We start from the raw sequence: 23691 nt of genomic DNA on the forward strand, positions 1-23691 counted from the left end.
AAACACAACTGTCATATTCGAGGCCTAAAGTGACCCTCGTTCAAGTGAAACACAACGGCAATAAAGCCACTTAAGGAAATTGTGATGAAAAAGACAGTAATCGGTGCAATCGCTCTTCTAGGCGCTCTGGCAGTTAACCCAGTTTCAGCAAAAGAAACCATCTCTGCAGTGGGTTCTAGCAGTGTTACTCCACTGATGGAAGTTTTCTCTGAAACATACATGAAGAAAAATTCGGAAGTGTTTATTGAAGTTCAAGGTCCTGGTTCTTCTGCAGGTATCAAAGCGGCGAAAAACGGCAGCGCAGATATCGGCATGTCTTCTCGTGGTCTGAAAGACTCTGAGAAAGAATCGAACTTGGTTGAAGAAGTTATCGCTCGTGACGGCATCGCAGTTGTTGTACACCCAAGCAACAAAGTTAAGGGTCTGACAGCTGAACAAGTCTCAGAAATCTACAAAGGCGAAATCACTAACTGGAAACAAGTCGGTGGTGAAGACAAGCCAATCGTTGCGATCACTCGCGACACTGCATCAGGTACTCGTGGTGCATTTGAAGAAATCATGGAACTGAAAAAGAAAATTTCTGGTAAAGAAGTATCAGCAATCTCTCAACGCGCTCAAGTTGCTAACGGTAACGGCGGTCTGAAAACTATGGTTGCTTCTAACCCATACTCAATCGGCTACATCTCTCTGGGTACTGTAGACGGTTCAGTTCACGCTCTGTCAGTAGATGGCACTGATGCAACTGTAGACAACGTGAAGAACGGCTCTTACAAAGTAGCACGTCCGTTCCTGGTTCTTTACAAGAAAGGCAAACCATCGGCTGAAACTCAGAAGTTCCTGGATTGGATGCTGTCTGAAGAAGCGCAAAAGATCGTTGCTTCTCACCACTACATCTCTGTGAACTAAGAAACAAAATTTAATAAGTTTGCTCAGCCCGCTTGATTAGGGCTGAGCGTTTTCAATCCACCTCGACTCGTTCGACAAGTGAGATGAACATGACCATCGCGACCAATAGTGACAAGCTTATGAACGGTGCAAAGACGCAAGTATCAAAGCGCGGTTTACGCGCTAAAAAGCGTATCGACTGGAAAGAGCGTCTCTTTCACGGTTTGTTTTTAACCAGTGCAGTAATCGGTATTGTTTCCTTAGCCGTTATTGCCTATTTCATCATTCGGGAAAGTATTCCGGCATTCCAAGAAGCGGGTGTTGTGGGTATTGTCCTCGGCCAGGATTGGCTGCCACCGGCATTGTACGGTGTGGCGACGATGATCGTCGCTTCTGTCGTTTCGACCTTTGGTGCGGTTATCGTAGGCGTGCCGATTGGCGTGCTCACTGCCATTTTCATTGCTGAAATTGCGCCAAAACGCGTTGCCGATGTGATTCGCCCTGCGGTGGAACTGTTGGCGGGTATTCCTTCAGTGGTCTATGGCTTCTTTGGCCTGGTCATCATTGTGCCACTGATTCAAAACATCTTTCAGGTTCCGGCGGGTAACACCATTCTCGCAGGGATCATCGTACTGGGTGTGATGATTCTGCCGACGGTGATTACCGTATCGGAAACCTCGATTCGCGCGGTACCAAAAACCTACAAAGAAGGTTCACTGGCGCTCGGCGCTTCAAACATTTACACCATTTTCAAATTGCTCGTTCCTGCGGCTCGCTCCGGTATTATGACGGGTGTGATTCTGGGTATTGGTCGTGCATTGGGCGAAACCATGGCCATCATCATGGTGATGGGGAACGCGCCAGCGATGCCTCAGGGCATTCTGGACTCAGCGCGTACGCTGACCGCGAACATCGCGATCGAAATGTCGTACGCCAGCGGTGTGCACGCAAATGCGTTGTACGCGACCGGTGTGGTGCTTCTGGTGTTCATCATGATGTTGAACGCGGCACTGCTGTACCTGAACCGTGAGAAAGCGAGGTAATCACCATGGATCGCGCAAAACTAAAACAAGTTCGTGAATTTAAAGACAACGTGCTGCGTAGCTTCATCTGGCTGGCGGCAGCGCTGACGGTCGGTTTCCTGTTCTGGATCATCTGGTACATCCTGTCGAATGGCCTGCAGCACGTAGACTGGCATTTCATTTCGGATAACTACACACGTACTGGCGATGAGCACGGTATCTTCCCGATGATCATCTCGACCATCTACATGGTTATCGCATCGATTGCGGTGGCAGCGCCACTCGGCATCATGACCGCGATTTACCTGACCGAATATGCCAAAGTCGGCAGCCGACTGGTGAAAGTGATTCGCTTCTGTACTGAATCGCTGGCGGGTATTCCGTCGATCATCTTTGGTCTGTTTGGTATGACATTCTTCGTGGCGATTCTGGGCTTTGGCTTCTCGATTCTGTCGGGCGCGCTGACCCTGAGTATTCTGATTCTGCCGGTGATTATCCGTACCACAGAAGAAGCGCTGATGGCTGTGCCACAAACTTACCGCGAAGGCTCTTACGGCCTTGGCGCATCAAAAATCTACACTATCTGGCGTCTGATTTTGCCAAGCGCAATGCCAGGTATTATGACTTCAGTCATTCTCAGTATCGGTCGTGTGATCGGTGAATCGGCTCCGGTCTTTTTGACCGCGGGTATGGTAGCGCGTATTCCTGACTCCCTGATGGATTCAGGCCGTACGCTTACCGTGCACCTGTACAAGCTGACCACTGAGCTGTTCACTATCGAAGAGTGGAATCAGGCATACGGTACGGCTACCGTCCTGATCGTCGTCGTGTTGCTCATCAACATGATTACCAAATTGATCGCCAAGCGATTCAATACGGCGACTTACTAAACCAACACGACTGACAGATTTTACGAGATTAAGACAATGAACAAATTTAGCATTGAAAACCTGAACCTGTTTTACGGTGAAAACCAAGCCCTGAAATCCATCAACCTGCCGATTCCTACGCGTCAGGTGACGGCGCTGATCGGCCCGTCTGGCTGTGGTAAATCGACGTTGTTGCGCTGCTTGAACCGCATGAACGATTTGATTGAAGGCGTAAAAATTACCGGCAAACTGACCATGGATGGGGAAGATGTGTATGGCAACGTGGACGTTGCAGACCTGCGCATCAAAGTTGGCATGGTATTCCAAAAGCCGAACCCATTCCCGATGAGTATCTATGAGAACGTGGCTTACGGCCTGCGCGCTCAGGGCGTGAAAGACAAGAAACACATTGATGAAGTGGTTGAGCGTTCACTGCGCAGTGCCGCGCTGTGGGACGAGGTGAAAGATCGCCTGAAGTCACACGCGTTCGGTTTGTCGGGTGGTCAGCAGCAACGTCTGTGTATCGCGCGCACCATCGCGATGGAACCGGATGTCATCCTGATGGATGAACCGACGTCTGCACTTGACCCGATTGCGACCCACAAAATTGAAGAGCTGATGGAAGAGCTGAAGAAGAACTACACGATCGTTATCGTGACGCACTCCATGCAACAGGCTCGCCGAATTTCAGACCGCACTGCTTTCTTCCTGATGGGAGAACTGGTGGAGCACAATGATACCCAGATCATTTTCAACGAACCGAAAGACGACCGTACACGTGGTTACGTAAATGGTGACTTCGGTTAAGCGAGAAGGACCTCATTATAACTATAAAGCGATGGTAACTTTGCCCCTCTCTATGAGGGGCTTTTTTGTTGGAACTTCATCTGGTACATGTTCTTGTCGGCGATGTGCACCAGTTGGTTAATGTCGATGGCGTCGTAAGGGTAGCGGCTGACGCCGATACTGGTGCTGAGCGGGTAGGGAGCGTTACTCGGCAGCACAAAAGCCGCTTCAAAGCACTCTGCAATCAGCGTCTGGATTCCCGCCAGATCATCGGGGTCGACGCTGTCGAGAATGATGGCAAACTCGTCGCCGCCCATACGAAATACCCAGTAATCGAACGTCGGAATATGCGCCAAACGATGCGCGACCTGACGTAACACGGAATCCCCTGCCTGATGGCCAAGTGTGTCGTTGATGGCTTTAAAGCCGTTCAGGTCAAGCAGCAACAACGAGAACGACTGTTGCGCGGTATAGCGCTTAAGAGCATCAAACATCGCCAGACGGTTAGAAAGTCCGGTTAATGGATCAGTCAGCGCCAGCAGTTTGTGAAAACGCGCTTCGGCGTGCAGTATGTAACTCACCAAGCCTATGCACGAAAACAGCACAAACATCAGCACAAACTGAATTTGCGTCAGGGTGTATGCCTGCTGCTTCTGGTGTAGATAAATCGGGCTCTGAATCTTAAAGTTTTCGTTGATGTAGCTGATGATGCGCTGATAGAGATCCTGCGACTTATTCAGAAAACGTTCCATGGATGGCTTGTCGTGAGCCGCCATCAGCAATGGTTCGAGCAGTTTGAAGTCTTCAAATGCACTTTTAAAAAACGGATAAGTCCCTTCCAGCCCCATAAAGCCCTCGGCTTCACGGCTATTCAGAATTACATCAAAGCGGCTCCAGGTCAGCTCGTATTTGAGCCACACATGCTCCATTTTCTTCTTGGAGTTGAGTGCGTAAGGCGTCTCGGCCATCATTTCCGTGAACTCTTTGGTCAGCTGAAACAGAAACCACGTGGCCTGATTCTGACGGTCAGTATAGGAGCGCGCCAACTCGCGCGTGCTGTTGAGCGTGTAGAGGTTGGCCACCACGAGCACAGCAGAGACGAGGATCAGTAATGTCTTGGCACGATGCACCAGGGGATGGAGCATCTTGTTTTGTATCGGCTTAATCATCGCGTGTGAATCTGTATCTCTTTAATCTGCCAGACCATTAATGTGTAGTGCATAGGTTCATCAATTTCAGGGTGCGTGGTCAGGTCATACACCAGCCAGAAGGGGCCTTTATCACGCACTCGCATGGGCTTACCATCCATAAAATACGCCACGATGGGCTGATATTGGCGCAAGTCTGCCATCTCAATCTTGGCAACATAATCATTCAACGCAATCAAAGAGACGGACGTGGCGTGACTAATCTTGAGGTAATCGAGTAAATCAGTGATGGTAAACCCGGTGTAGGTGTGGGGTTCGGGCAGCCAGGGCAGCTTAGTGGTAAACGCGTTTACCGGCAGCACAGTTTGCAACTGATCAAGGCTCAGCGTCTGTGATGCTTGTTCCCCTACTTTTATGGTCAAATCTGCAGCAACGGCGTGCAGGCTAAACAGCAGCAACCAGATAATAGACAAGCGTCTCACCATAAGGATGTTCCTCTGCAGGTGATGAATTATTCATTATTGTTGTGTTTCTTTGTGCAGTATAAGGCGAGAGTTTGAGCAATGAAACGAATTATTGATTAAATGATTAGTTTAAGTGGCTGGTTAGGATGACTTAGATATAAAAAAGGCTCCCAGTCAGGAGCCTTTCATTGATAGCGGTAATAACTGATTTAGAAAATCAGGTGCGCAACACCCACAATCACAGGCAGTGTGATCAGAGTACGCAGAATGAAAATGATGAACAGTTCCAGAATGTTAACCGGAATACGGCTACCCAGCATCAGTGCACCCACTTCAGACATGTAAATCAGCTGAGTAACAGACATCGCAGCGATAACAAAGCGTGTCATTTCGTTGTCGATAGATGCTGCCAGAATGGCTGGAATAAACATATCCGCAAAGCCGACAACCATAGTTTGTGACGCTTGTACTGCTTCTGGTACGCCCAACAGTTCCAGGTAAGGAACGAACGGCTGACCCAATACAGAGAATACTGGAGTGTATTCCGCGATAACCAGCGCCATGGTACCCAGGCCCATAACCACAGGCAGCACGCCGAACACCATGTCTACCGCATTACGTACGCCTTCACCGAATACCGCTTTCAGGCAGTTTACTTTGCTCGCCTTGTTTAGCGCCAGTTCCATACCCCAAGAGAATGAGGTGTGACCTTCTGGTACCGCATCTTGATCCGGGTTTGGTTTGCTACCGTCGATGTAGGTGTCTTTTTTCAAGCTCAGTGGTGGCAGGCGAGGAATGATGATCGCTGCAACAAAGCCCGCCAGACAGATGGCTGCGTAGAACGGCAGGAACAGGTGTTCCAGCTCAACCTGAGCAATAACAACCAAGCTGAACGTGATAGATACTGCAGAGAATGTGGTTCCCACGACAGCCGCTTCACGTTGCGTGTAAAATTTTTCTTCGTACTGCTTACTGGTCAGCAGGATACCCACGCTGCCATCACCCAGCCATGATGCCACACAGTCGATTGCGCTGCGGCCCGGCAGGTTAAACAGCGGACGCATTACTTTGCTCAGCAGCGCACCCATCAGCTCCAGCAGACCGAAGTTCAGCAGCAGTGGCAGCAGCAGACCAGCAAAAATGAAAACAGAGAACAGGGTTGGTAGCAGGCCTTCCAGGACCAGACCACCCGTGTTTTCTTCCCAAATCGCTTTAGGGCCGATTTGGAAGAAAGTCATGATCACTGCTGCACCACCGATCACACGTACACACAGCCAAACCCAGCTTGGGTTGAACAGACTGTTCAGGAACGCGCTTTGGGTAATGAATGCCGGTTTGAAAACTTTAGTCAAAACGGAGGCAACCGACATAAAAGCGATGATGGTTGTAACGATAGCAACCAGACTGTCACCAAACAGAGCCTGAATGGATTTAGCCAGAATGGCGACTGGAATAGTCAGCGAACCGTCGTAACTGATCGGTGCCATAAACAGGAATACCCCGATCAGTGAAGGGATCAGGAACATCCAAAGGTTGCCGGAAGAGCGGGTCTCTACCGGTGATTCTAAGGTTTGAGCGTTATCTTGCATTACTTCTCTCGTGTTACCACTAGTCAATTAAATCCAAATCCCTGGCATATTAATTCACTAAACATCCGTATTTACTCATGCGTGCAAGAATATCCATTTTTTAATGCGTCTGCAATACTATTCATTAAAAAGGGCTAAATATTCATTCCATTGCACTGCGAGATGTGCAAATCATAGTGATTTGTTTTGCCATTGTTACACTGGTTAATTATTTGTTTAAAACGCTTTGTGTATTTTGTGTGATCCTGGGCACAGACTTAAAGGGTTTTATGAAGCAAGGGGACAGGAGAGGTCGATTTATCGACAAGAAGGACAGAAAAAAGCCCTTAAGTTGTGAACTTAAGGGCTGCGATTATCTATGGATATTTAGTGAAAAGTTATGAGGTCTGGGGCGTTGCCGCGTGGCGGCTCTCTACCTCGGCCAGGCTGTCACTTAATGCAGCATCAAACTCTTCGTAGAAATGGTATTCACCGACCAGTTGCACAATGCCTGCTCGGCGCAGTTTCTGGGTAACACGAGGATTTGCGCCGGAAATCAGCACCTTAACATTCTTCTTATGGAAGCTTTCGATGATCTCTTCCAGAGCTTGCAGGCCAGTGATATCCATAAATGGTACCCATTTCAAACGGATGATCAGGATTTCAGGTGTTTCCTGAATACTGCTCATCACGCGTTCAAAGGTTTCTGCGGCCGCAAAGAAGAAAGGGCCTTCCAGCGCATAAACGGCAATTTCACGGGGTAACTGTGAAATATTGTGGCTTTGCAGCTCACGACCAAGCTCGTGTGAGGTGTTGGCTTTTACTTCGACACTCGATGCCATGCGTTTTACAAAGTGCAGTGTGGCGATGATGACCCCGATATTGACCGCTACCACAAGGTCAGCAAATACGGTCAAACCAAAGGTGAGCAGCAGGATCACGACGTCAGCTTTTGGTGCGCGTTTTACCAGCTTAATAAAGTGGGGCGCTTCACTCATGTTCCACGCCACCACGAACAAGATAGCGCTCAGGGTCGCTAGCGGAATGTTGACGGCCAGTGGCGCTAATGCCAGTAGAATGATGATGAGCGTCGCCGCATGCACGATACCGGCAATCGGGCTGGTACCGCCGTTACGAATGTTGGTGGCGGTGCGAGCAATGGCGCCCGTAGCGGCGATGCCACCAAACAGTGGCGCGACGATGTTGGCCAGGCCCTGACCAACCAGCTCTTGATTGGAATTGTGCTTGGTACCCGCCATACCATCGGCGACGACGGCAGACAGCAGGGATTCAATCGCGCCCAACATGGCAATCGCGAAGGCAGGGCCAATCAACTGAATCATCTGTGAGAAAGTCACCTCAGGAATCGACAGCTCTGGTAAACCTTGTGGAATCCCGCCAAAGGCAGAACCGATGGTGCGAACGCCGTCAAAACCAATAATAAATTGCAGTGAAGTTACGACGACCAGCGCGAGCAGCGGCCCGGGAATTTTATTCAGTTTGGGAATTTTCGGCCCGCCAATCACTAAGGCCAGTGAAAACAGCGCCAGCAGAGTGGTAGTGAGATCAAACTGCGGAAAAGCATGGAAAATGGCGATAAGCTTCTGGTGAAAATGTTCACCGTGAATGGCCGGCAGACCAAAAAACTCCTGCCACTGGCCGACCCAAATGATCACGCCGATACCACTGGTAAAGCCGACAATCACCGGATCAGGAATGTAGCGGATGATGCTGCCCAGTTTGGCAACACCGAGGATCAGCAGAATTACCCCGGCCATCATGGTCGCGATTTGCAGCCCGGCGACACCATATTGCGCGACGATACCTGCCAGAATGACAATGAAGGCGCCAGTCGGGCCGGCAATCTGAACGCGTGAGCCGCCAAACAGCGACACAATGATACCGGCGATAATGGCGGTGTAGATTCCCTGCTCTGGTTTGACGCCCGATGCAATAGCAAATGCCATCGCCAGCGGTAGCGCAACCACCCCAACTATCAATCCTGCACTGATGTTTGTGACCCACTGTTTGGGCTTAAGTAAGCCCGCCTTATAGGATTCATAGATGGCAAACATAAACGATCACCTTATTAAAAATAGGGAAATGAAAACGTGGTGGATTCTACGCTCATTTTTGTCCCTGTAAAGTGGGAGCCATATCACTAATTTGGTGACTGAAACATGGCAATTCATCAAGGGTAATTATCTTAAATATCAGTTGATTAACCTGGTTTCATCGAATCGATAACCGATACGTTACCCTTGTTATGATTTGTTTATCAGAATCTGGTGCGGAAAAATCTGGGGTGGTACACATTCTGCCAAACCTGAGGCTGCATCTGGTTCGGATTCGGGTATAGTGCGGGCCATTTAGAGTTGTTGTAACGGAAAGAACATGAAAAAACGCTGGCTACCCATTCCTCTGATTTTACTCACTCCGATCGTGTTGCTGGTACTGGTGATTGCTGCCGGGGTATACCGTTTCTCGCTGTCAGATGAAGAGATCCTGGCGAAATTTCCGGTTCAGTCAGCGCAAGCCGATGCGATTGTTGAGCAGCTGTTTGGGTTAAAAGTGACGACTCCTCTGACCATCCCGGTGCCAGAAGCCGCCAGTTTTGCGCTGATCGACCGCTGGGACGATCAACACCGCTGGGTGATGGGCAATTACGATTCCGGTAGCGAGCGCGGACAAGTGTTGCTGGACACTCACACTTTGTTGGCGCTGCAAGGGCAGGAGAAGCGTTATGGCTACGCTGGCATCATTCGCGTATCGAATCAGGGCTCCGGTGTCATGAACTATCTGGCGTTGTTCCAGTATGATGAACTGCGCTTGCGTATGGTGATGGTCGACAGCCAGTGGTTGGGAGATCGCGTGGAGATACAATCCGTTACGCAAAACAACGCTCAGCTTAACGTTTCTCTGCTCACACGCGGCGAGAATGAGGCGTTTGCAAATCCACCCACAAAATTTGTGTCTATAATGTTTTTGATATCGCAGAAATATCAGTTAATTCGATAATAATTTTGCACTTGCTGGAGCGGCTTGGACGCGTCGGAATGGCTGTTTGTCATTGACACGCTGTTAATCAGAATGTGGTTCTTTATTGAGCATGTGCACCAGGTTTTCTATAATCTGCCGAGCTGAATGATTCATACGAAAACGGAGTTTTACCATGATTAATAAGCGTTTCTTTAAAACCAAAGATGAAGTAGAAGTGACATTTGAACTGGAGGTGCCCCAAGAGGCATCCAAGGTTGAAATTGTCGCCGATTTTTTAGATTGGCAACCGGAAGCCATGACGAAAGTCGCCAAATCCGGCACCTTCAAATTCAAAACCCGCCTGCCAAAAGATGGTGAATTTCAGTTCCGCTATTTGCTGGATGCTGAGCAATGGGTCAATGATGCCCACGCTGATCAGTACATTCCCAATGGGTTTGGTGAAGACAATTGTCTGGTTAAGACCTATCAGTGAGCGTAAGCATGGAAAAGCACTAAATCTCCATATAAGTGCTTGCTTATGCAGCAAATCTGATAAAAACAAAGGCACTTTGGTGCCTTTTTTAATGGTTCTTTGACACTTCACAGGTGACAATTTGGTAAGAAAGTCTTACTCTTTGGGCTCTTTTAACATTATCCACAGGTTAGATTGTGCTACCCAAGTCTCTATATTTGCGATTTTCTGAGCTTTCAAAACGTAAGAAAGTCTCAGTTGTAGGTGTATCCCTACTGGTAGTGGCAGCTATCTCATCCTCAATCAGCAATCCGTCTTACCCACGAAAAATCGAATTGTCGATTCCTGAATCGCAAATCGTGGAGTCGATTCTGTCGGAAACGGCCGAACCACGACGCTCGTATCCGGATTATGAGTATGAGATTAAATCTGGCGATAATCTGAGCACAATCTTCAATCAGTTGGGCTTTAGCTACCAAGAGCTGATGAAGATAATGGAAACCGATTTAAACTATCTCGCGTTAGATACCCTAAAACCGGGCAACATTCTTCGTTTTTGGCGAGGTCAGGATGGACACTCTCTGGCCAAAATGGAGTTGGAATTCAGCCTGGTAGAACGCGCGGTGTATGCTCGAACTGACGATGGCAGTTTTGAGTTCAAGGATGTAAAAATCCCGGGTAAGTGGAAAGAGTATCCGCTGATTGGTGAGATTCAGGGCAGTTTCTCTCAGTCTGCGAACCAACTCGGGTTAGGAAGCTCAGATATCGATCAGATCGTTTCGCTGCTGAAAGATAAAATTAATTTCGTGCGCGATATTCGTGCCGGCGATCGTTTTGAAGTGGTGCTGTCGCGTCAGTTCGTCGGTGAAAAGATGACCGGCAACAGTGAAATTCAGGCGATTAAGATTTTCAGTCGTAGCAACGAAGTCACGGCTTACTTGTACAAAGATGGCCAGTATTACGACAAAAATGGTGAAAGCCTGCAACGTGCCTTCCAGCGTTATCCAACCACGCAGAAGTGGCGTATGTCTTCGGGCTTTGACCCTAACCGTCATCACCCTGTGACTGGACGCATTGCGCCACACAACGGGACGGATTTTGCTGCGCCGATTGGTACTCCGGTCGTGTCGACGGGTGATGGTGTGGTTGTGATGACCCGTAACCACCCTTATGCGGGGAATTACGTGGTGATTCAGCACGGCAGTACTTACATGACTCGCTATCTGCACCTGAGCAAGATTCTGGTGCGTAAAGGTCAGAAAGTATCACGTGGTCAGCGCATCGGTTTGTCCGGCGCAACAGGTCGCGTGACCGGGCCGCATATTCACTATGAGTTGATTGTGCGCGGTCGTCCGGTCGATGCGATGAAAGCCAACATTCCGATGGCCAATTCGGTGCCGAAGAAAGAGATGGCCAGTTTTGTCTCTCGCCGCAACGAACTGGATAAAATGCTGGCTCATCAGGAGAGTTTGCTGGCGTCAAACAGCTCACCTGACAATCCGGAAAGTTAAACGAAAAGGCCCTGCTGAGCAGGGCCTTTTTTATGCCTGTTTGGGGCTCTGCAGTGAACGCCATTGCTGAACAATTTTGGTCGGGACTTCCGGTTTGGCAAAATAGTAGCCCTGAATTTGATCGCACCCCATCACATACAGTTTGTTGAGCGCCTCCTGATCTTCCACCCCTTCTGCAATCAGGTCGACATTGAGCTGCTTCGCCAATTGTACAATCAACCACACTACACGCTCAGCCGTTTCATTACACAGCATGTTACGAATGAATGTTGCGTCTATCTTGATGCAATCGATCGGGTAGCTGTGAATGTAGTTCAGACTCGAATAGCCGGTACCGAAGTCATCCAGTGCCACCGTAAAGCCCAGTTCGCGCAGTTTATCGAGGATGTATTTCACTTCATTGGTCTGCGACAGCAACACAGTTTCGGTCAGCTCAATGGTGAATTCACGCGGTTCAAAATGGTAGCGTGTGATGGTTGCCATCAAGTGGTTGAGGTAACGGGTAGAGTTCGCCAGTTCATGTGCAGAGCAGTTGAGACCGAGCTTCACTTTGTAGCCAAACTGGCGTTCAAGTTCCGCTTTTGCCTGGCAGGCCAACTCAACAATCTTTTCACCCAGTTCAATGATCAAACCGGATTGCTCCGCCGCTTCGATAAACTCCATCGGCGAGACAAAACCTAAGGTCGCACTATTCCAGCGCGAGAGCACTTCAAAGTAATTCCACTCTTTCTGGCAGCGGCGCACGATAGGCTGCACCACAACATAGATTTCAGAATCAGCCACCGAGAGCTTATCCAGCTCGCTGCGTAGTGCGTTGATGACCTGAGTGCGGCGATGATACTGGCTGCTCAGGTGGGTATCGTAGCAACGAATGTGACTGTTGTTGCTCTGCTTACAATCTTTGAGCGCCAGACTGGCATTGAGGATCAACTGATCCGCGGAAATGGGGTCGTGCGATTTCTTGGCAATACCGATACTCAGGCTGACCTTGATGCGGTGTGACGGGTCAAAGTAGCCCTGATCCAGTTTGTCGAGAATGCTGCGACAGATGCTGAGTGGGTCGTTGGAAAACGTAATGAAAGCAAACTCGTCACCTGCGATACGAAAGGTCAGATTCTCATCGCGTACACATTGCAAAATAGCATTGGCAACAAACTTGATGATTTGGTCGCCAATGTAGTGACCATATAAATCATTGATTGATTTAAAGTTATCGATGTCGAGATAGGCCAGAGTGAACGGCTCACTACTGGTTTCTACCAGACGTTCCAACTTGTCGGACAGATAGTTGCGGTTCATCAGATTGGTGAGGTTATCGTGGGAAACCTCGTAGCTGAGCTGATTGACCAGGCTTTCTGAACGTTCGGAGAGCCATTTGTTTCTCAGGCTGTGAACAATGATCCGCGCCAGAATGCGGTGATATTCCACCACCACACTTTCATCACGCACCGGAGTGGTGAAGGTGGAGATCAATATTCCTAGCACTTCACCGCTTTTACTGCGCAGAGGGATACCGAGATAGGCTTCGATGCCATGATCATGCAGAAAGTCATCGTAGGGGAACGTTTTGCTAACTTGGGAAGAAAACAGGCAGTATTCCTGCTTTGATTTGGACACTTGCTCGCAAGGCGTGCCCTTCATTTGATAGCACACATTGTCAACCAGTTGTTGTTCAGCTGCGTACGAAATACTGTGAGCTTTGTAGTGTGACTTATCCAGTTCGATGATACAGGTACAAAATGAGCCCAAATGGGTGTGCAGGGTATACGTTACCCTGTCTAACAAAGCCTTACCATCCAACAGTATCAGCTCAGAAATCGTATCCAGACTAACTGCATCTCTAGCCAGTGATGTTGTAGTCATAATTCAGTACTCACGTTGTTTAATAATGTAGAGAACTAAGTTATTGATCTCTTGATATGCGCTTAGACACTATGGTTGAGATTGACACTTTTTTCCACCAGAATGGCGTACGACTTTAGATGTATATTCTAGAAAAATAATGTTGATCAAGAGGTTAACTTGCAGGTTAACATTGGTACTTTTTTGTTCATTCTCATGTGAAATGAGCGTGGTTACATTTCTCCATCCTGCGATTGAGCCAGTTTCTCTTTGAGGAAATTCAGGAACAGATGCGTGCGCGTGTGCTGGTAATCGAGTTTCGGGTAGTAGGCAAACACCGTCGCCTGATCGATAGTGACGTCCGGCAGAATTCGCACCAGAGTTCCTTGTCTGAGATCTTCTTTCAACATCACATGGTTAGACACCACGATTCCCATGCCGCATTTCCCGGCGTAGAACAGTGCTTCCGGGTTCGTGGTGGCGAAGTTACCAGACAGCGTCAGGCGCTTATTGTTGTTGGTTTTGACCTCGCGGCTGGTTTGCTCACCCCAACACAACACATTGTGGCGAGTCAGATCGTGCAAACTGGTCGGCGTGCCGTGGCGCTGCAGGTATTGTGGCGAGGCATAGAAGCCAGCTTTGTGCACAAACAGCGGAGTGGCTTTGAAACTGAGTGAATTGAGCTGGTCGATTTCACGGCTGATGAACAGGTCGAGATGCAGTTCAGGCAACTGGCCTGGTGTGGTGGTGGTGAGCTGAATTCGAATGTCCGGATAACGCTGGAGAAACTCATCGACATACTGCATCAGGAATTTCGAACCTACCGCAAGTGTCGCACCGATCTTGAGCAGCCCGGCTGGATTCTGGTTAAGTGAACGCGTCTCGTCGACCACAGACTGCCAGCTTTCCAGTTGCGCTTTGGCTCTTTCATAAAACAGAACGCCCGCTTCTGTTTGGGTGACGGAGCGAGTTGTGCGTTTCAATAACTGCACACCGATGCGCTCTTCCAGCCAGTGAATTCGCTTGCTGACCGCCGAGCTGGTGGTATTGAGCTTTCGTGCTGCGCCGTTGAAGCTGCCTTCTTCGACTACTCGAATGTATGTTTTTGCACTTTGTAGCCAGTCCATTCCTTCTCCTGTTTGTTCCACTTTGGAACTAATTCATTTCCTGAAAGCGACATTATCAAGCATAGGTTACCAATATACACTGCGCGTATGAACAGAGAAGCACAAGATTCCTTTAAAAAAACGCCAATGCTGTTAGCGATGATGATCATCGCCACCGGCCAGGTCGGTGTTGCCATTTATCTGCCGTCGCTCCCCATGATCAGCCAGGATTTGCAGGTTGATCAGGCCAGTGTCCAGATGCTGGTCACCTTATTCCTGCTGGGTTTTGGTGGTTCACAACTCTTTTACGGCGCATTGTCTGATGCGGTAGGGAGACGTCCGACTTTTATTCTGGGTCAGGGCATTTACCTGCTGGGCACCATATTATGCGTTGCGTTTTCCGACAGCTTCAGTTCGCTGGAAATGGGGCGCCTGCTTCAGGGCTTAGGTGCGGGGAGTGCGTCCGTGTTGGGGCGCAGTGTGCTGCGAGACAGTTACGATGGCCACCATCTGACCAAAGCGATGTCATACATCGCCATTACCGCGTCGATCATGCCGATCGTTGCCCCGGTTGTGGGCGGCTGGATGACCTATCATTTCAGCTGGCAGGCGGTGTTCATTTTTGTCATGGTGTACATCAGTGCCATTTTTACCCTGGGTTACTTTATTCTGCCGGAAACCCTGCCCTATGCGAAAAAGCGCTTTGAACCGTCCAAAGTGGCGAAGAATTACTGGGCGCTGCTGCGCAACTGGCAAGTGCTGAGCAGTGCGAGCTATAACTGGATCAGCTATCTCTCCAGTCTGGTTACGTTGTCTGTGTTGCCATTTCTGCTGCAAAAGCAGCTGGGCATGACGGCCGCAGAATACGGTAGCATTATGATTATTCCGTCAGCAGGTTTGCTGGTGGGAAGCGTACTGGTGAATATTTTTCATCGCCGTTTTTCCAGCCGTCAGTTGCTAGGTACGGCGATCGGCATCATGATTTTTGCGGGCGTCTGGCTGCTTATTACGCCGTTTAATGTGTTCAATTTGGTGTGGGCGTTTACCTGGTTAACGGTCGCGCAAGGCATTTCCTTCCCGCTCTCTACCACGCTGTTACTGGCACCGCATAAGACTCAGGCCGGGTCGGTGTCGGCGCTGTCGGGTTCCATTCAGATGTTGATTGCCGGGCTGCTGGGTGGCTTTTTGGTTGAACACTGCGTGACGCAGCAGTCGTCGCTCGGCTGGTTCTATCTGGCAACCAGCTCCAGCATGCTATTCGTACTGATGCTGTCGGTTTCCCAACCAGAAACCTCGACTCAGCCGTCTACCTGATCCCTTCTGCACTGATGATCATGACGTTACGCTAGTGCAGTCGGTGCAGGTTGTGGGTATAATCCGCCGCTGCTACTAAGAGGAATGATCATGCAACAGAACGAATTTGAAGCGTTAGTAAAACAGCTGTGTGCACAAGCGAGCCTACCCCAAGCGTTGGATATTCTGCGCGCCAGTGAAGATGCTGATGTCGCGGAAGCCGCTCAGTCGCTGACCGGACAGTTTGCTCTCGCCGATGTGGAAGGGGAGCAGCGTATTTATCATGTCACTGTGCAAGAAGACGAGCAGGGTGTTGAGCAAGAGTACGTTGAGCACATCATGAACGAAGGTGACGATGTGGTGAAATTTGTCGCGTGGTTCTTCGATATGATGTTCGACGTGAAAGTGAAAGACACCTATCAGGCTGCGGGCAAAACTTACAAACAGCCAAAACGTAGCTAATCTGAAAATAAATTACGTAAAAATGTGACGCATGTCTTGTTATATCCGATTTTGGTGTTATATTAACTACAAAAGGTAGTTAAAAAACAACCAAATGTAGGAGAGAGTCATGGGTAACGATTTAGGTGCTGCGTACGTCGGTCAAATCATCGCGAAACAGATGATGCATGAAGCGTTTTATGGCAAGGCCCAGCCTAAGAAAAAATCTTTCATCAAAACCATGTGGAAGAAAATGACGAAGTAATTCGCCTCAAAGAATTAAAAAAGGCCTCAAGAATGTTCTTGGGGCCTTTTGCTTTTCTGAAACTAAATTACAGAACTTTGCCAGTTAATTCGACAACATTGCCTTGCTTGGCCTTGTGAGGGTTGGCTGCCAACCAGGTCTCCAATGCATCACACCCCCCGATGTATTGGCCATCCAGCCATATCTGCGGCACGGTTACCGGTGTTTTCTCGCCGATGATGGCTTTCACTTCTGGGATCATGCGATACAGGGCTGCGCTGTCTTTGATGACATCCCGGTAGTCGTAATCGATACCCGCCGACTGCAGTAAGTTTTTCGCTTTGGTGCAGTAGGGGCAACTCGCTTTGCCAAAGACAATATTGCCGGTGAGCGTGTCTCTGGGTGTCCATGCCTGAATCACGGACTGCACAAGCATGCCACGGTTAAGTGCTTCACCCTGACTGACCACTTTGCCCTCTACGATAACAATCGGTGCGTGCCAAGCTCCGTAACGCAAAGGCTCCCACCAATGGCTCAGCCAATCTTTGACTTCCAGCTCAATCGGAATACCCGCCAGTTCGTTGCTGAAGGTATCATTGAGTATGTCTTTGGTGAGCGTACATTCGCCACAGGGAATGTTGACCTTAAACGGCCCAAACTGCCCGGCCCAGCGGTATAGGGTGACTTTAATCGGCGTTGCCATCATTGTTCCTCGGAATCACTTTCTTACAGCATAGGAAAGGTTTTACGCCGCTTTTATTTCACGTGCCGTCTTTTTTGTTTCCCAATGGGTAATAAACGCGACCGATGCGATGATGATCGCCGCGCCGAGCCACAAACGCCCCGGTGGAACCCAGCCAAACACCATCCAACCTGCCAAGACGTTCAAGGGCAGTTTGGCGTGGTCGAACGGCTGAACAAAAGAAGCGTCAGCCAGTGAATAGGCTTTAACAATGGCCCATTGCGCCAGCGCTGTCATGACACCTGCAGCGAGCAGTAGCAGCCAAATTTGTGTGCTTTGCGGTGTCTGCCATTCCGGAATGGCGAGTAGCAGGTTGAATGGCGTGATCAGTAGCAGCAGGTAAACCACCATGGTGGACGGTGAATCTTGTGCCGAAAGGTGTTTGACCATCAACGAGTAGCTGGCCCAGAACAGCGCAGCTCCAACGGGTAATAGCGCCGCCCAACTGAAATCGTCAGCCCACGGTTCAAGAATGATCATCGCACCGATGAATCCGGCCAGCGTGGCACACCAGCGAGCCGTTCCGACCCGCTCTTTGAGAATCAGACCGGAACCGAGTGTCGCAAACAGCGGAGATGTCATCAGCAATGCGATACCTTGCCAGATAGGCACAGGATACGCGAGAGCCCAAAGCCACAACTGAATCCCAATCACGGCCAGCAGGACACGCAGGACGTGCCATTTAAAATGGGCGGTGCGCAGTGAACGGCGAATACCGAGCGAGCGCAAATAAGGCAGAATCACAACGATAGCGACCGCGTACTGAATAAACGCGACTGTGGTGGAGGCCAGGCCAAAATGAATACTGGCAATTTGTGTCACGCTGTTGACCAGCGCAAACGCAAGGCCAGCGGTCAGCATCCAGAATGCACCCTTTGCAGGGGAATGACGGTTCGACATAAAGTTATCAAAATGTGGGAAAGAGTGACGGCATCATACGCGCGAATGGTTATGAAACCAATGACTCATCTTTGTTGAGATAATTCGAAAAAATTGACGATGCTCAAATCATGCGCAATAGAAAGCGACTAGTATCTTTGCCCAGACGCTGTTGCAACGGCGCAAAAAAAAAGACCTCCCAGAGGGAGGTCAAAGAACATGAAGTGACCAGTGATTTCTGCCATATCACTGAAAAGAAGCACAAACGCTGCCTGCATTTGTAATTTATATAATGCAGGCAGCGTGCCAACTTTTTCAGTTTAATAAAATCAATGAGTTATATCTACTCTCCGTTTCCGCACAATTATTTTTCTATCTTTAAGATGCTTCGACTTGGGGCAGTCTGCTGTGATCTGGTGCATAAAATAAAAAAAGCCACGCGGCATGGCGTGGCTAAGACTTGGAGTTAAGCTCAATGCGGCTCGGGTGAAGGTTCAACCGACCTTCACCCTGCGACATGGATGCGGACTTACAGGTTTTCACCGTAGATATCAAAGCTGAAATATTTCGCTGCGATTTTGTCGTAAGTACCATTGGCTCGAATGGTTTCAATCGCCTGATTGAATTTGGCGGCCAGTTCCTGATCCTGTTTACGCAGTGCCAGTGCGGTGCCTTCACCAATGTAGGCTTTATCGGTCACCGCTTCACCCTTGAATTCGAAATCTTGGCCATCGGCTTTATCCAGGAAAGCGAGTGAGAGCTGATCCGCGTTACCAAACGTGGCGTCCAGACGACCGTTTTGCATGTCGATGTACACTTCATCCTGACCGGTATAGCGTTTGATCTCAGCCACTGAACCAAATTTGTCGGTCACGTAGCGGTCGTGAATGGTGCCTTGCTGCACGCCAATCACTTTGCCGGTCAGGCCTGCTTTATCTAACGTGAAGGTCGCGTCCTTACGGGTCACGAAACGCGCTGGCGTTTGGTAGTATTTGTTGGTGAACAGCACTTTCTTTTTACGATCGTCGGTGATGCGCATTGAAGCCATGATCACGTCAGATTTACGGGCCAACAGGCTAGGGATCAGTGCATCCCAGCTCTGAGCGACCCAGGTACAATCGAGTTTGGCTTCTTTACATAACGCATCGGCGATTTCGATATCAAAGCCAACCGGTTCACCAGCGCTGTTTTTGTAGTTGAACGGTGGATAGGTAAAGTCGGACGCCAGACGGACTTCTTTAGCAGAAACCGCAGCGCAGAACAGAGTGGCGACACACGCCATACCAACAGCAAATTTTTTCATGGTCAAATTCCTTTTCTGTACATCTATGATTGCGACGGGTAACGACGGAGCACTTCTACCACTTCTTGCATGCTCGTTAGGCTACCGATAGTGATACGCACGCAGTCTCTCAGCGCAGGATCATGACTTTGATTACGAGTCACAATACCGTGCTTAAGCAGATACGCAAACAGATCTTCACCTGTGCGCGCGCGCAGTAACACGAAATTGGTGGAGGAAGGGTAAATCTTGGCGATGAAGTCCAGAGTGTGAAGTTCACCGATAAACCATTCGCGGGTATCAATCAGTTGCTGAGTCACCCGGCGAACCTTATCCAACCCTTGTTCAGACAAAGCTTGCAGCACGATGGTCGCGCTGGAATCCGGCATCGGATAAGGCGGGATCAGTTTGGCAACGTACTCCATCACGCTGGCATCGGCGATGATAAAACCGCAGCGCACCGCCGCCAGACCAAAGGCTTTGGACAGGGTACGAATCACAACCAGATTCGGATAAGTGGCAATCAGTGAAGCCACGCTCTGATTGAGTTCAAATTCAATGTAGGCTTCGTCGACCACCACTAAAGCGTCATGGCGGGTACCTTCAAGCACTTTGATGATCGCCTCGCGGGCCAGCGGGTTACCGGTCGGGTTGTTCGGTGAACAGAGGAAGACCAGATTGGCGTCTTTGGCGGCGGCAATCACCCCTTGAGTATCAAGTGAAAAATCATCACCCAGCAGCGGCACATGCAAAGTATCAATGGCCAGAGCGTCTGCACAGAATTCGTACATTGCATAGGTTGGTGAGCAGACGACGATTTTGTCTTTGCCTGGCTGACAGAAGGTGCGGATCAGCAGATCAATCGCTTCATCCGCGCCGCGCACGGCCATAACGGGCGTGTCGACCTGGCAATAACGTTGGTAAGCACTGGCGACGTCGTGGGGCAGAAAATCCGGATAGCGGTTGTAACTCTGCTCGTGAGCTCCGTAGTGAATCGCGCTTTCGAGTTCGTTGGCGTTAAGCCACACGCGACCGGAACCACCGATACGGCGTGCAGATTGATAAGGTATTAATTTTTTTATGGCCTCTGGTGCCAGTGTCGATGCAATGGAAGACATATGTGACCTCGTTCTGCTGTTATTTAGTCGCAGTAAATGATTTTTTATGCTGATAATTGCACTTGGTGTGCGTTTATTTTCAATTTCATCAGCAGTGGATTTATTCAAACAAAAAGAGTTTGTAAAAAGAATCGAAATAAACACATACTAGCCATGATAAAAAATCATAGCTTGTGGGCCACTATGCATCTTCCATCGACCAAAACACTGCAGGCGTTTCTTGCCACCGCAGAACATCTCAATTTTACCCGCGCTGCTGACGCGCTGAACCTGACGCAGGGGGCGATCAGCCGCCAGATTCTGGCGTTAGAAGATCTGTTGGGTGTTAAGTTGTTTTTCCGTCATGCGCGCGGATTGTCGCTGACTCAACAAGGGGTGAAGTTTGTGCCGCATGCCGAAGATGTGCTGCGCCGTCTGCGCATGGCCATCGATGATGTTTCCAGCACGCCGTCGACCATTAAACTCAACGCACCGAGCTGTGTCACCTCTTGGTTGCTGCCGCGGCTGATGGCGTTTCAGGATGCACATCCGGATATCGACGTCGAACTGACCTCAACCATCAAACACCATCCTGACCCTAACTTTGACCTGTTCGATGCGGTGATCAGCTATGGCAAAACGCCTAAGCTGCCATCGGTGATGAGTCATCTGTTGTTTGAAGAGCGCCTGACGCCGATTTGCCGACCTGAGCTGCTGCAGACTTATGGTGGAGAACTGTCAGTGAAACAACTGACTCAATTTACCTGGCTGCATGCCAATACCGAGCAGAGTGACTGGAAGCTGTGGCTGACCCATCACGGTGAACGCGGGTTGGCCAGCAAACTCAATCAGCATTTTTCTACCCTGGATCAGGCGATGAATGCGGCGCAGCAAGGTTTTGGCATTGCTGTCGGCGACGTCACGCTGGCGGAGCAGGACTTGGCGATGAAGCGGCTGATGATGCCTTTTGACGACACGGTGCTCTCCGGCCACAGCTACTATTTCCTGTTCCCGAAACAGAGCGATAACCCGATGCTGGACAGATTGCAGAACTGGCTGGTCTCCGGCTATAAAGCGCAAACCAACCTGTAATTCATGGAACTGTGAGCACGCAGCTTGTGCCAGTGCGAGCCGGGGTGGATACTGGCCGCTTATTGTTTGAATTATCAAGGTACTACACATGGATGTTTTACAGGCTCTGCATGCCCACCGTTCTATTCGCCGTTATCACCCGGATGCCATCGCTCCAGAGCTGCTGGAGGAGATTCTTCAAGCCGGTATTCGCGCGTCTTCTTCTGGCAACATGCAGTCTTATTCCATCATCGTCACTCAGGATAAAGCGCTGTGCGACGCCTTGTATACTCCGCACATGGAACAGAACATGGTGGTGGACGCGCCAGTATTGCTGACCTTCTGCGCGGACTTTCGCCGCATGCGCAAATGGCTCGAACTGAGTGATGCGCCACTGAATTTCGACAACTTCATGAGTTTTATGATTGGAGCGATTGATGCGACGCTGGTGTCGCAAAACGTCGCACTGGCCGCAGAAGCGAAAGGGTTGGGGCTGTGTTATATGGGTTCGACGCTGGCCAATTGCGATAAAATTGGCGAAATTCTCAAATTGCCGCAAGGTGTGGTGCCTGTGGTCGGTTACTCGCTGGGTTATCCGGCAGAGCAGCCGGACGTGCGTGATCGCTTGCCGCTCAGTGGTTTGGTGCATCATGAGGTGTATCACGATCACAGTGACGAAGAGATTGAAGCCATCTACCGCGAACGCGAGCAGGCCGGGTGGGCGCGCTATATGTCCTATCCTGAACTGCGCGCCATGATTGAGCAGTCGGATGTGAACAATCTGGCCCAGATTTACACTCAACTGAAATACACCCGTGAGTCCCATTTAGAGTTTTCGCAAACCGTGCTGAACTATCTGCATCAACAGGGTTTTATGAATCACGAATAGTGCCAGCGGCGGCGTACACCTGCGCCGCCGTTGCGTTTCCGGCAGATTTCGCCACAATAAGGCAACTTTACCTCAACGGCATGCAAGGAACCTTCATGGCCCGGCCTAAAATCCCTCGACAAATTTGTGGTACACCCGCGCAAAGCTGCTTTAAACCCAATGGTATTCCGATGTCGCAACTGGACAAAATCACGTTGCAGGCTGATGAATTTGAGGCGCTGCGTCTGGTGGACTATCAAGGCATGCAGCAGCAGGTAGCGGCGGTGGAAATGGGCGTGTCCCGCCAGACGCTGGCGAATTTAGTCAAAGCTGCGCGGCGCAAAGTGTCCGATTGCCTGCTGCACGGTAAAGCGTTGGTGATGGCGGACAGTCGTGCGGAGAGTGACGCTGAATAGCCATGCCGAGTTTGCAATGCTCGGCATGACTGAGAAGAGGTTGTTTGTCGGCGCTAAAAGTTGAACACCATATTGAGGTTGATGTTGGACTCATCCACATCCACCTTGTAGCCACTATCCTCAAACTTGTCGTTATAGGTCTTCAGCCATTCCAGCTGAATTTCTGCCTGCGGAACCAACATAAACGACGCGCCCAAACCATACGCCATATCAGTGCTGCTCGCACTGTAATCCAGCACCGTTACTTTTTGGTTGCCAAACCCCATCAGAGCGTACGTTTCGAAGAACGGCGTCAGCGGCAGAATAAACTTGGTAAATGCGCCGTAGTAATAATCAACCGACACACGTTGCCCCTGATAATCGCCTTCAGACGCATTGCCATAGCCACGCAGCTCAAAAGCCACGTTGGGCGTGACACGCAGACCTAACATTACGCCTGCCAGACTGTTGTTATCGACATTAAAGGAAAGGCGGCTGCCGCTACTGTTTTCAATCGTGGCATCGACATTGGCGAAGTTAAAGCTCATGCCGACATAGGGATGCCCATACATCATATTCGGCGAACCCATTGGCGCCATACCGTAAGCCAGGGCGATATTAGGCAGGAGCAGAGCGGTGCCAGCGGCGAATTTTACGATGTCAGACTTTCTCATAAGAGGCGTTCATTGCTAGAAGTGTTGTCCAGTTATAATCCCTGAACTCGCTG

General features: G+C 49.7%; 24 protein-coding genes. 13 read left to right on the forward strand and 11 right to left on the reverse strand.

The genetic code is table 11. The features are described 5' to 3' along the window. The first annotated feature begins 84 nt into the window (after nucleotides 1-84). The 4 genes from JIG40_RS13105 to pstB all read left to right on the forward strand — a co-directional run bounded on the left by JIG40_RS13105 (nucleotide 85) and on the right by pstB (nucleotide 3583). Nucleotides 85-906 carry a phosphate ABC transporter substrate-binding protein gene (locus JIG40_RS13105; RefSeq protein WP_020329646.1) on the forward strand — a complete coding sequence of 274 codons (822 nt, stop codon included), beginning with the start codon at nucleotides 85-87 and terminating at the stop codon, nucleotides 904-906. A gap of 89 nt (nucleotides 907-995) precedes the next feature. Further along, nucleotides 996-1928, forward strand: coding sequence for a phosphate ABC transporter permease subunit PstC (gene pstC, locus JIG40_RS13110; protein ID WP_024375556.1), 933 nt, complete (start codon nucleotides 996-998; stop codon nucleotides 1926-1928). A gap of 5 nt (nucleotides 1929-1933) precedes the next feature. Beyond that, complete coding sequence (pstA, locus tag JIG40_RS13115; protein WP_020329648.1) at nucleotides 1934-2797, forward strand: phosphate ABC transporter permease PstA; 864 nt, start codon at nucleotides 1934-1936, stop codon at nucleotides 2795-2797. Between the two features lie 36 nt (nucleotides 2798-2833). Next, nucleotides 2834-3583 (forward strand): phosphate ABC transporter ATP-binding protein PstB, encoded by a 750-nt coding sequence (gene pstB / locus JIG40_RS13120; RefSeq protein ID WP_020329649.1) that lies wholly within the window; start codon nucleotides 2834-2836, stop codon nucleotides 3581-3583. A 50-nt stretch (nucleotides 3584-3633) separates the two neighbouring features. Here the strand turns inward: pstB and JIG40_RS13125 are convergent, their stop codons facing one another. The 4 genes from JIG40_RS13125 to JIG40_RS13140 form a co-directional block, all read right to left on the reverse strand. Next, the gene (locus JIG40_RS13125) at nucleotides 3634-4731 is read right to left on the reverse strand and encodes a GGDEF domain-containing protein (protein WP_038156739.1); all 1098 of its coding nucleotides are present in this window, start codon (nucleotides 4729-4731) and stop codon (nucleotides 3634-3636) included. Then, nucleotides 4728-5195, reverse strand: a complete 468-nt coding sequence (locus tag JIG40_RS13130) for a hypothetical protein (RefSeq protein WP_020329651.1) — start codon at nucleotides 5193-5195, stop codon at nucleotides 4728-4730. The genes JIG40_RS13125 and JIG40_RS13130 overlap by 4 nt, the downstream gene beginning before the upstream one ends. Nucleotides 5196-5383: 188 nt before the next feature. Then, nucleotides 5384-6763 carry a YjiH family protein gene (locus tag JIG40_RS13135; RefSeq protein ID WP_024375561.1) on the reverse strand — a complete coding sequence of 460 codons (1380 nt, stop codon included), beginning with the start codon at nucleotides 6761-6763 and terminating at the stop codon, nucleotides 5384-5386. 377 nt (nucleotides 6764-7140) lie between these two features. Further along, on the reverse strand, nucleotides 7141-8817 hold the full coding sequence (locus tag JIG40_RS13140; RefSeq protein ID WP_020329653.1) for a SulP family inorganic anion transporter: 1677 nt from the start codon (nucleotides 8815-8817) through the stop codon (nucleotides 7141-7143). Between the two features lie 319 nt (nucleotides 8818-9136). Here JIG40_RS13140 and JIG40_RS13145 point away from each other — a divergent pair, with 319 nt between their 5' ends. The 3 genes from JIG40_RS13145 to JIG40_RS13155 all read left to right on the forward strand — a co-directional run bounded on the left by JIG40_RS13145 (nucleotide 9137) and on the right by JIG40_RS13155 (nucleotide 11704). Continuing rightward, nucleotides 9137-9760: a hypothetical protein gene (locus tag JIG40_RS13145; protein ID WP_199465456.1), complete on the forward strand. Its 624-nt coding sequence runs from the start codon at nucleotides 9137-9139 to the stop codon at nucleotides 9758-9760. Between the two features lie 154 nt (nucleotides 9761-9914). After that, a complete protein-coding gene (locus JIG40_RS13150; protein ID WP_020329655.1) occupies nucleotides 9915-10214 on the forward strand; it encodes an isoamylase early set domain-containing protein in 300 nt (99 codons plus the stop codon). A gap of 176 nt (nucleotides 10215-10390) precedes the next feature. Next, the gene (locus tag JIG40_RS13155; protein ID WP_024375495.1) at nucleotides 10391-11704 is read left to right on the forward strand and encodes a peptidoglycan DD-metalloendopeptidase family protein; all 1314 of its coding nucleotides are present in this window, start codon (nucleotides 10391-10393) and stop codon (nucleotides 11702-11704) included. 30 nt (nucleotides 11705-11734) lie between these two features. On the opposite strand, the gene JIG40_RS13160 is transcribed toward JIG40_RS13155, so the two are convergent. Beyond that, the gene (locus JIG40_RS13160) at nucleotides 11735-13567 is read right to left on the reverse strand and encodes an EAL domain-containing protein (RefSeq protein WP_199465457.1); all 1833 of its coding nucleotides are present in this window, start codon (nucleotides 13565-13567) and stop codon (nucleotides 11735-11737) included. Between the two features lie 212 nt (nucleotides 13568-13779). After that, nucleotides 13780-14673: a LysR family transcriptional regulator gene (locus tag JIG40_RS13165; RefSeq protein ID WP_020329658.1), complete on the reverse strand. Its 894-nt coding sequence runs from the start codon at nucleotides 14671-14673 to the stop codon at nucleotides 13780-13782. An 87-nt stretch (nucleotides 14674-14760) separates the two neighbouring features. Between JIG40_RS13165 and JIG40_RS13170 the strand changes: the two genes are divergently transcribed. The 3 genes from JIG40_RS13170 to JIG40_RS22960 all read left to right on the forward strand — a co-directional run bounded on the left by JIG40_RS13170 (nucleotide 14761) and on the right by JIG40_RS22960 (nucleotide 16651). After that, nucleotides 14761-15966, forward strand: coding sequence for a multidrug effflux MFS transporter (locus JIG40_RS13170; RefSeq protein WP_024375497.1), 1206 nt, complete (start codon nucleotides 14761-14763; stop codon nucleotides 15964-15966). A 90-nt stretch (nucleotides 15967-16056) separates the two neighbouring features. Next, on the forward strand, nucleotides 16057-16407 hold the full coding sequence (locus tag JIG40_RS13175; protein WP_020329660.1) for a hypothetical protein: 351 nt from the start codon (nucleotides 16057-16059) through the stop codon (nucleotides 16405-16407). Between the two features lie 109 nt (nucleotides 16408-16516). After that, complete coding sequence (locus tag JIG40_RS22960) at nucleotides 16517-16651, forward strand: hypothetical protein (RefSeq protein WP_020329661.1); 135 nt, start codon at nucleotides 16517-16519, stop codon at nucleotides 16649-16651. A 67-nt stretch (nucleotides 16652-16718) separates the two neighbouring features. Here the strand turns inward: JIG40_RS22960 and JIG40_RS13180 are convergent, their stop codons facing one another. The 4 genes from JIG40_RS13180 to hisC all read right to left on the reverse strand — a co-directional run bounded on the left by JIG40_RS13180 (nucleotide 16719) and on the right by hisC (nucleotide 20651). Beyond that, nucleotides 16719-17333 (reverse strand): glutaredoxin, encoded by a 615-nt coding sequence (locus JIG40_RS13180; RefSeq protein ID WP_020329662.1) that lies wholly within the window; start codon nucleotides 17331-17333, stop codon nucleotides 16719-16721. Nucleotides 17334-17375: 42 nt separating this feature from the next. Beyond that, nucleotides 17376-18272 (reverse strand): DMT family transporter, encoded by an 897-nt coding sequence (locus JIG40_RS13185; protein WP_158143571.1) that lies wholly within the window; start codon nucleotides 18270-18272, stop codon nucleotides 17376-17378. Between the two features lie 508 nt (nucleotides 18273-18780). Next, nucleotides 18781-19554 (reverse strand): ABC transporter substrate-binding protein, encoded by a 774-nt coding sequence (locus JIG40_RS13190; RefSeq protein ID WP_024375022.1) that lies wholly within the window; start codon nucleotides 19552-19554, stop codon nucleotides 18781-18783. 23 nt (nucleotides 19555-19577) lie between these two features. Beyond that, nucleotides 19578-20651: a histidinol-phosphate transaminase gene (gene hisC, locus JIG40_RS13195; protein WP_199465458.1), complete on the reverse strand. Its 1074-nt coding sequence runs from the start codon at nucleotides 20649-20651 to the stop codon at nucleotides 19578-19580. Nucleotides 20652-20834: 183 nt separating this feature from the next. Between hisC and JIG40_RS13200 the strand changes: the two genes are divergently transcribed. From JIG40_RS13200 to JIG40_RS13210, 3 genes are all read left to right on the forward strand, one after another. Continuing rightward, entirely contained in the window at nucleotides 20835-21722 is an 888-nt protein-coding gene (locus JIG40_RS13200) for a LysR substrate-binding domain-containing protein (RefSeq protein ID WP_024375024.1), read from the forward strand. Nucleotides 21723-21810: 88 nt separating this feature from the next. Continuing rightward, nucleotides 21811-22590, forward strand: a complete 780-nt coding sequence (locus tag JIG40_RS13205; RefSeq protein WP_199465459.1) for a nitroreductase family protein — start codon at nucleotides 21811-21813, stop codon at nucleotides 22588-22590. A gap of 95 nt (nucleotides 22591-22685) precedes the next feature. Next, entirely contained in the window at nucleotides 22686-22985 is a 300-nt protein-coding gene (locus JIG40_RS13210) for a DUF134 domain-containing protein (protein ID WP_047461499.1), read from the forward strand. A 53-nt stretch (nucleotides 22986-23038) separates the two neighbouring features. Here JIG40_RS13210 and JIG40_RS13215 read toward each other — a convergent pair whose 3' ends face one another. After that, nucleotides 23039-23638 (reverse strand): outer membrane beta-barrel protein, encoded by a 600-nt coding sequence (locus tag JIG40_RS13215; protein WP_199465460.1) that lies wholly within the window; start codon nucleotides 23636-23638, stop codon nucleotides 23039-23041. Nucleotides 23639-23691 lie beyond the last annotated feature (53 nt).

Source organism: Vibrio sp. bablab_jr001, from assembly GCF_016464285.1.
Classification (GTDB): Bacteria; Pseudomonadota; Gammaproteobacteria; order Enterobacterales; family Vibrionaceae; genus Vibrio; species Vibrio fluvialis.

Bases quoted from the DNA above. Each gene is read 5' to 3' on its own strand.
- JIG40_RS13135 (WP_024375561.1), bottom strand. From the start codon at position 6,763: ATGCAAGATAACGCTCAAACCTTAGAATCACCGGTAGAGACCCGCTCT.
- JIG40_RS13200 (WP_024375024.1), top strand. From the start codon at position 20,835: ATGCATCTTCCATCGACCAAAACACTGCAGGCGTTTCTTGCCACCGCA.
- JIG40_RS13105 (WP_020329646.1), top strand. From the start codon at position 85: ATGAAAAAGACAGTAATCGGTGCAATCGCTCTTCTAGGCGCTCTGGCA.
- JIG40_RS22960 (WP_020329661.1), top strand. From the start codon at position 16,517: ATGGGTAACGATTTAGGTGCTGCGTACGTCGGTCAAATCATCGCGAAA.
- JIG40_RS13145 (WP_199465456.1), top strand. From the start codon at position 9,137: ATGAAAAAACGCTGGCTACCCATTCCTCTGATTTTACTCACTCCGATC.
- JIG40_RS13165 (WP_020329658.1), bottom strand. From the start codon at position 14,673: ATGGACTGGCTACAAAGTGCAAAAACATACATTCGAGTAGTCGAAGAA.
- JIG40_RS13150 (WP_020329655.1), top strand. From the start codon at position 9,915: ATGATTAATAAGCGTTTCTTTAAAACCAAAGATGAAGTAGAAGTGACA.
- pstA (WP_020329648.1), top strand. From the start codon at position 1,934: ATGGATCGCGCAAAACTAAAACAAGTTCGTGAATTTAAAGACAACGTG.
- JIG40_RS13215 (WP_199465460.1), bottom strand. From the start codon at position 23,638: ATGAGAAAGTCTGACATCGTAAAATTCGCCGCTGGCACCGCTCTGCTC.
- JIG40_RS13180 (WP_020329662.1), bottom strand. From the start codon at position 17,333: ATGGCAACGCCGATTAAAGTCACCCTATACCGCTGGGCCGGGCAGTTT.
- hisC (WP_199465458.1), bottom strand. From the start codon at position 20,651: ATGTCTTCCATTGCATCGACACTGGCACCAGAGGCCATAAAAAAATTA.
- JIG40_RS13175 (WP_020329660.1), top strand. From the start codon at position 16,057: ATGCAACAGAACGAATTTGAAGCGTTAGTAAAACAGCTGTGTGCACAA.
- JIG40_RS13130 (WP_020329651.1), bottom strand. From the start codon at position 5,195: ATGGTGAGACGCTTGTCTATTATCTGGTTGCTGCTGTTTAGCCTGCAC.
- pstC (WP_024375556.1), top strand. From the start codon at position 996: ATGACCATCGCGACCAATAGTGACAAGCTTATGAACGGTGCAAAGACG.
- JIG40_RS13210 (WP_047461499.1), top strand. From the start codon at position 22,686: ATGGCCCGGCCTAAAATCCCTCGACAAATTTGTGGTACACCCGCGCAA.
- JIG40_RS13205 (WP_199465459.1), top strand. From the start codon at position 21,811: ATGGATGTTTTACAGGCTCTGCATGCCCACCGTTCTATTCGCCGTTAT.
- JIG40_RS13185 (WP_158143571.1), bottom strand. From the start codon at position 18,272: ATGTCGAACCGTCATTCCCCTGCAAAGGGTGCATTCTGGATGCTGACC.
- JIG40_RS13125 (WP_038156739.1), bottom strand. From the start codon at position 4,731: ATGATTAAGCCGATACAAAACAAGATGCTCCATCCCCTGGTGCATCGT.
- pstB (WP_020329649.1), top strand. From the start codon at position 2,834: ATGAACAAATTTAGCATTGAAAACCTGAACCTGTTTTACGGTGAAAAC.
- JIG40_RS13190 (WP_024375022.1), bottom strand. From the start codon at position 19,554: ATGAAAAAATTTGCTGTTGGTATGGCGTGTGTCGCCACTCTGTTCTGC.
- JIG40_RS13140 (WP_020329653.1), bottom strand. From the start codon at position 8,817: ATGTTTGCCATCTATGAATCCTATAAGGCGGGCTTACTTAAGCCCAAA.
- JIG40_RS13160 (WP_199465457.1), bottom strand. From the start codon at position 13,567: ATGACTACAACATCACTGGCTAGAGATGCAGTTAGTCTGGATACGATT.
- JIG40_RS13170 (WP_024375497.1), top strand. From the start codon at position 14,761: ATGAACAGAGAAGCACAAGATTCCTTTAAAAAAACGCCAATGCTGTTA.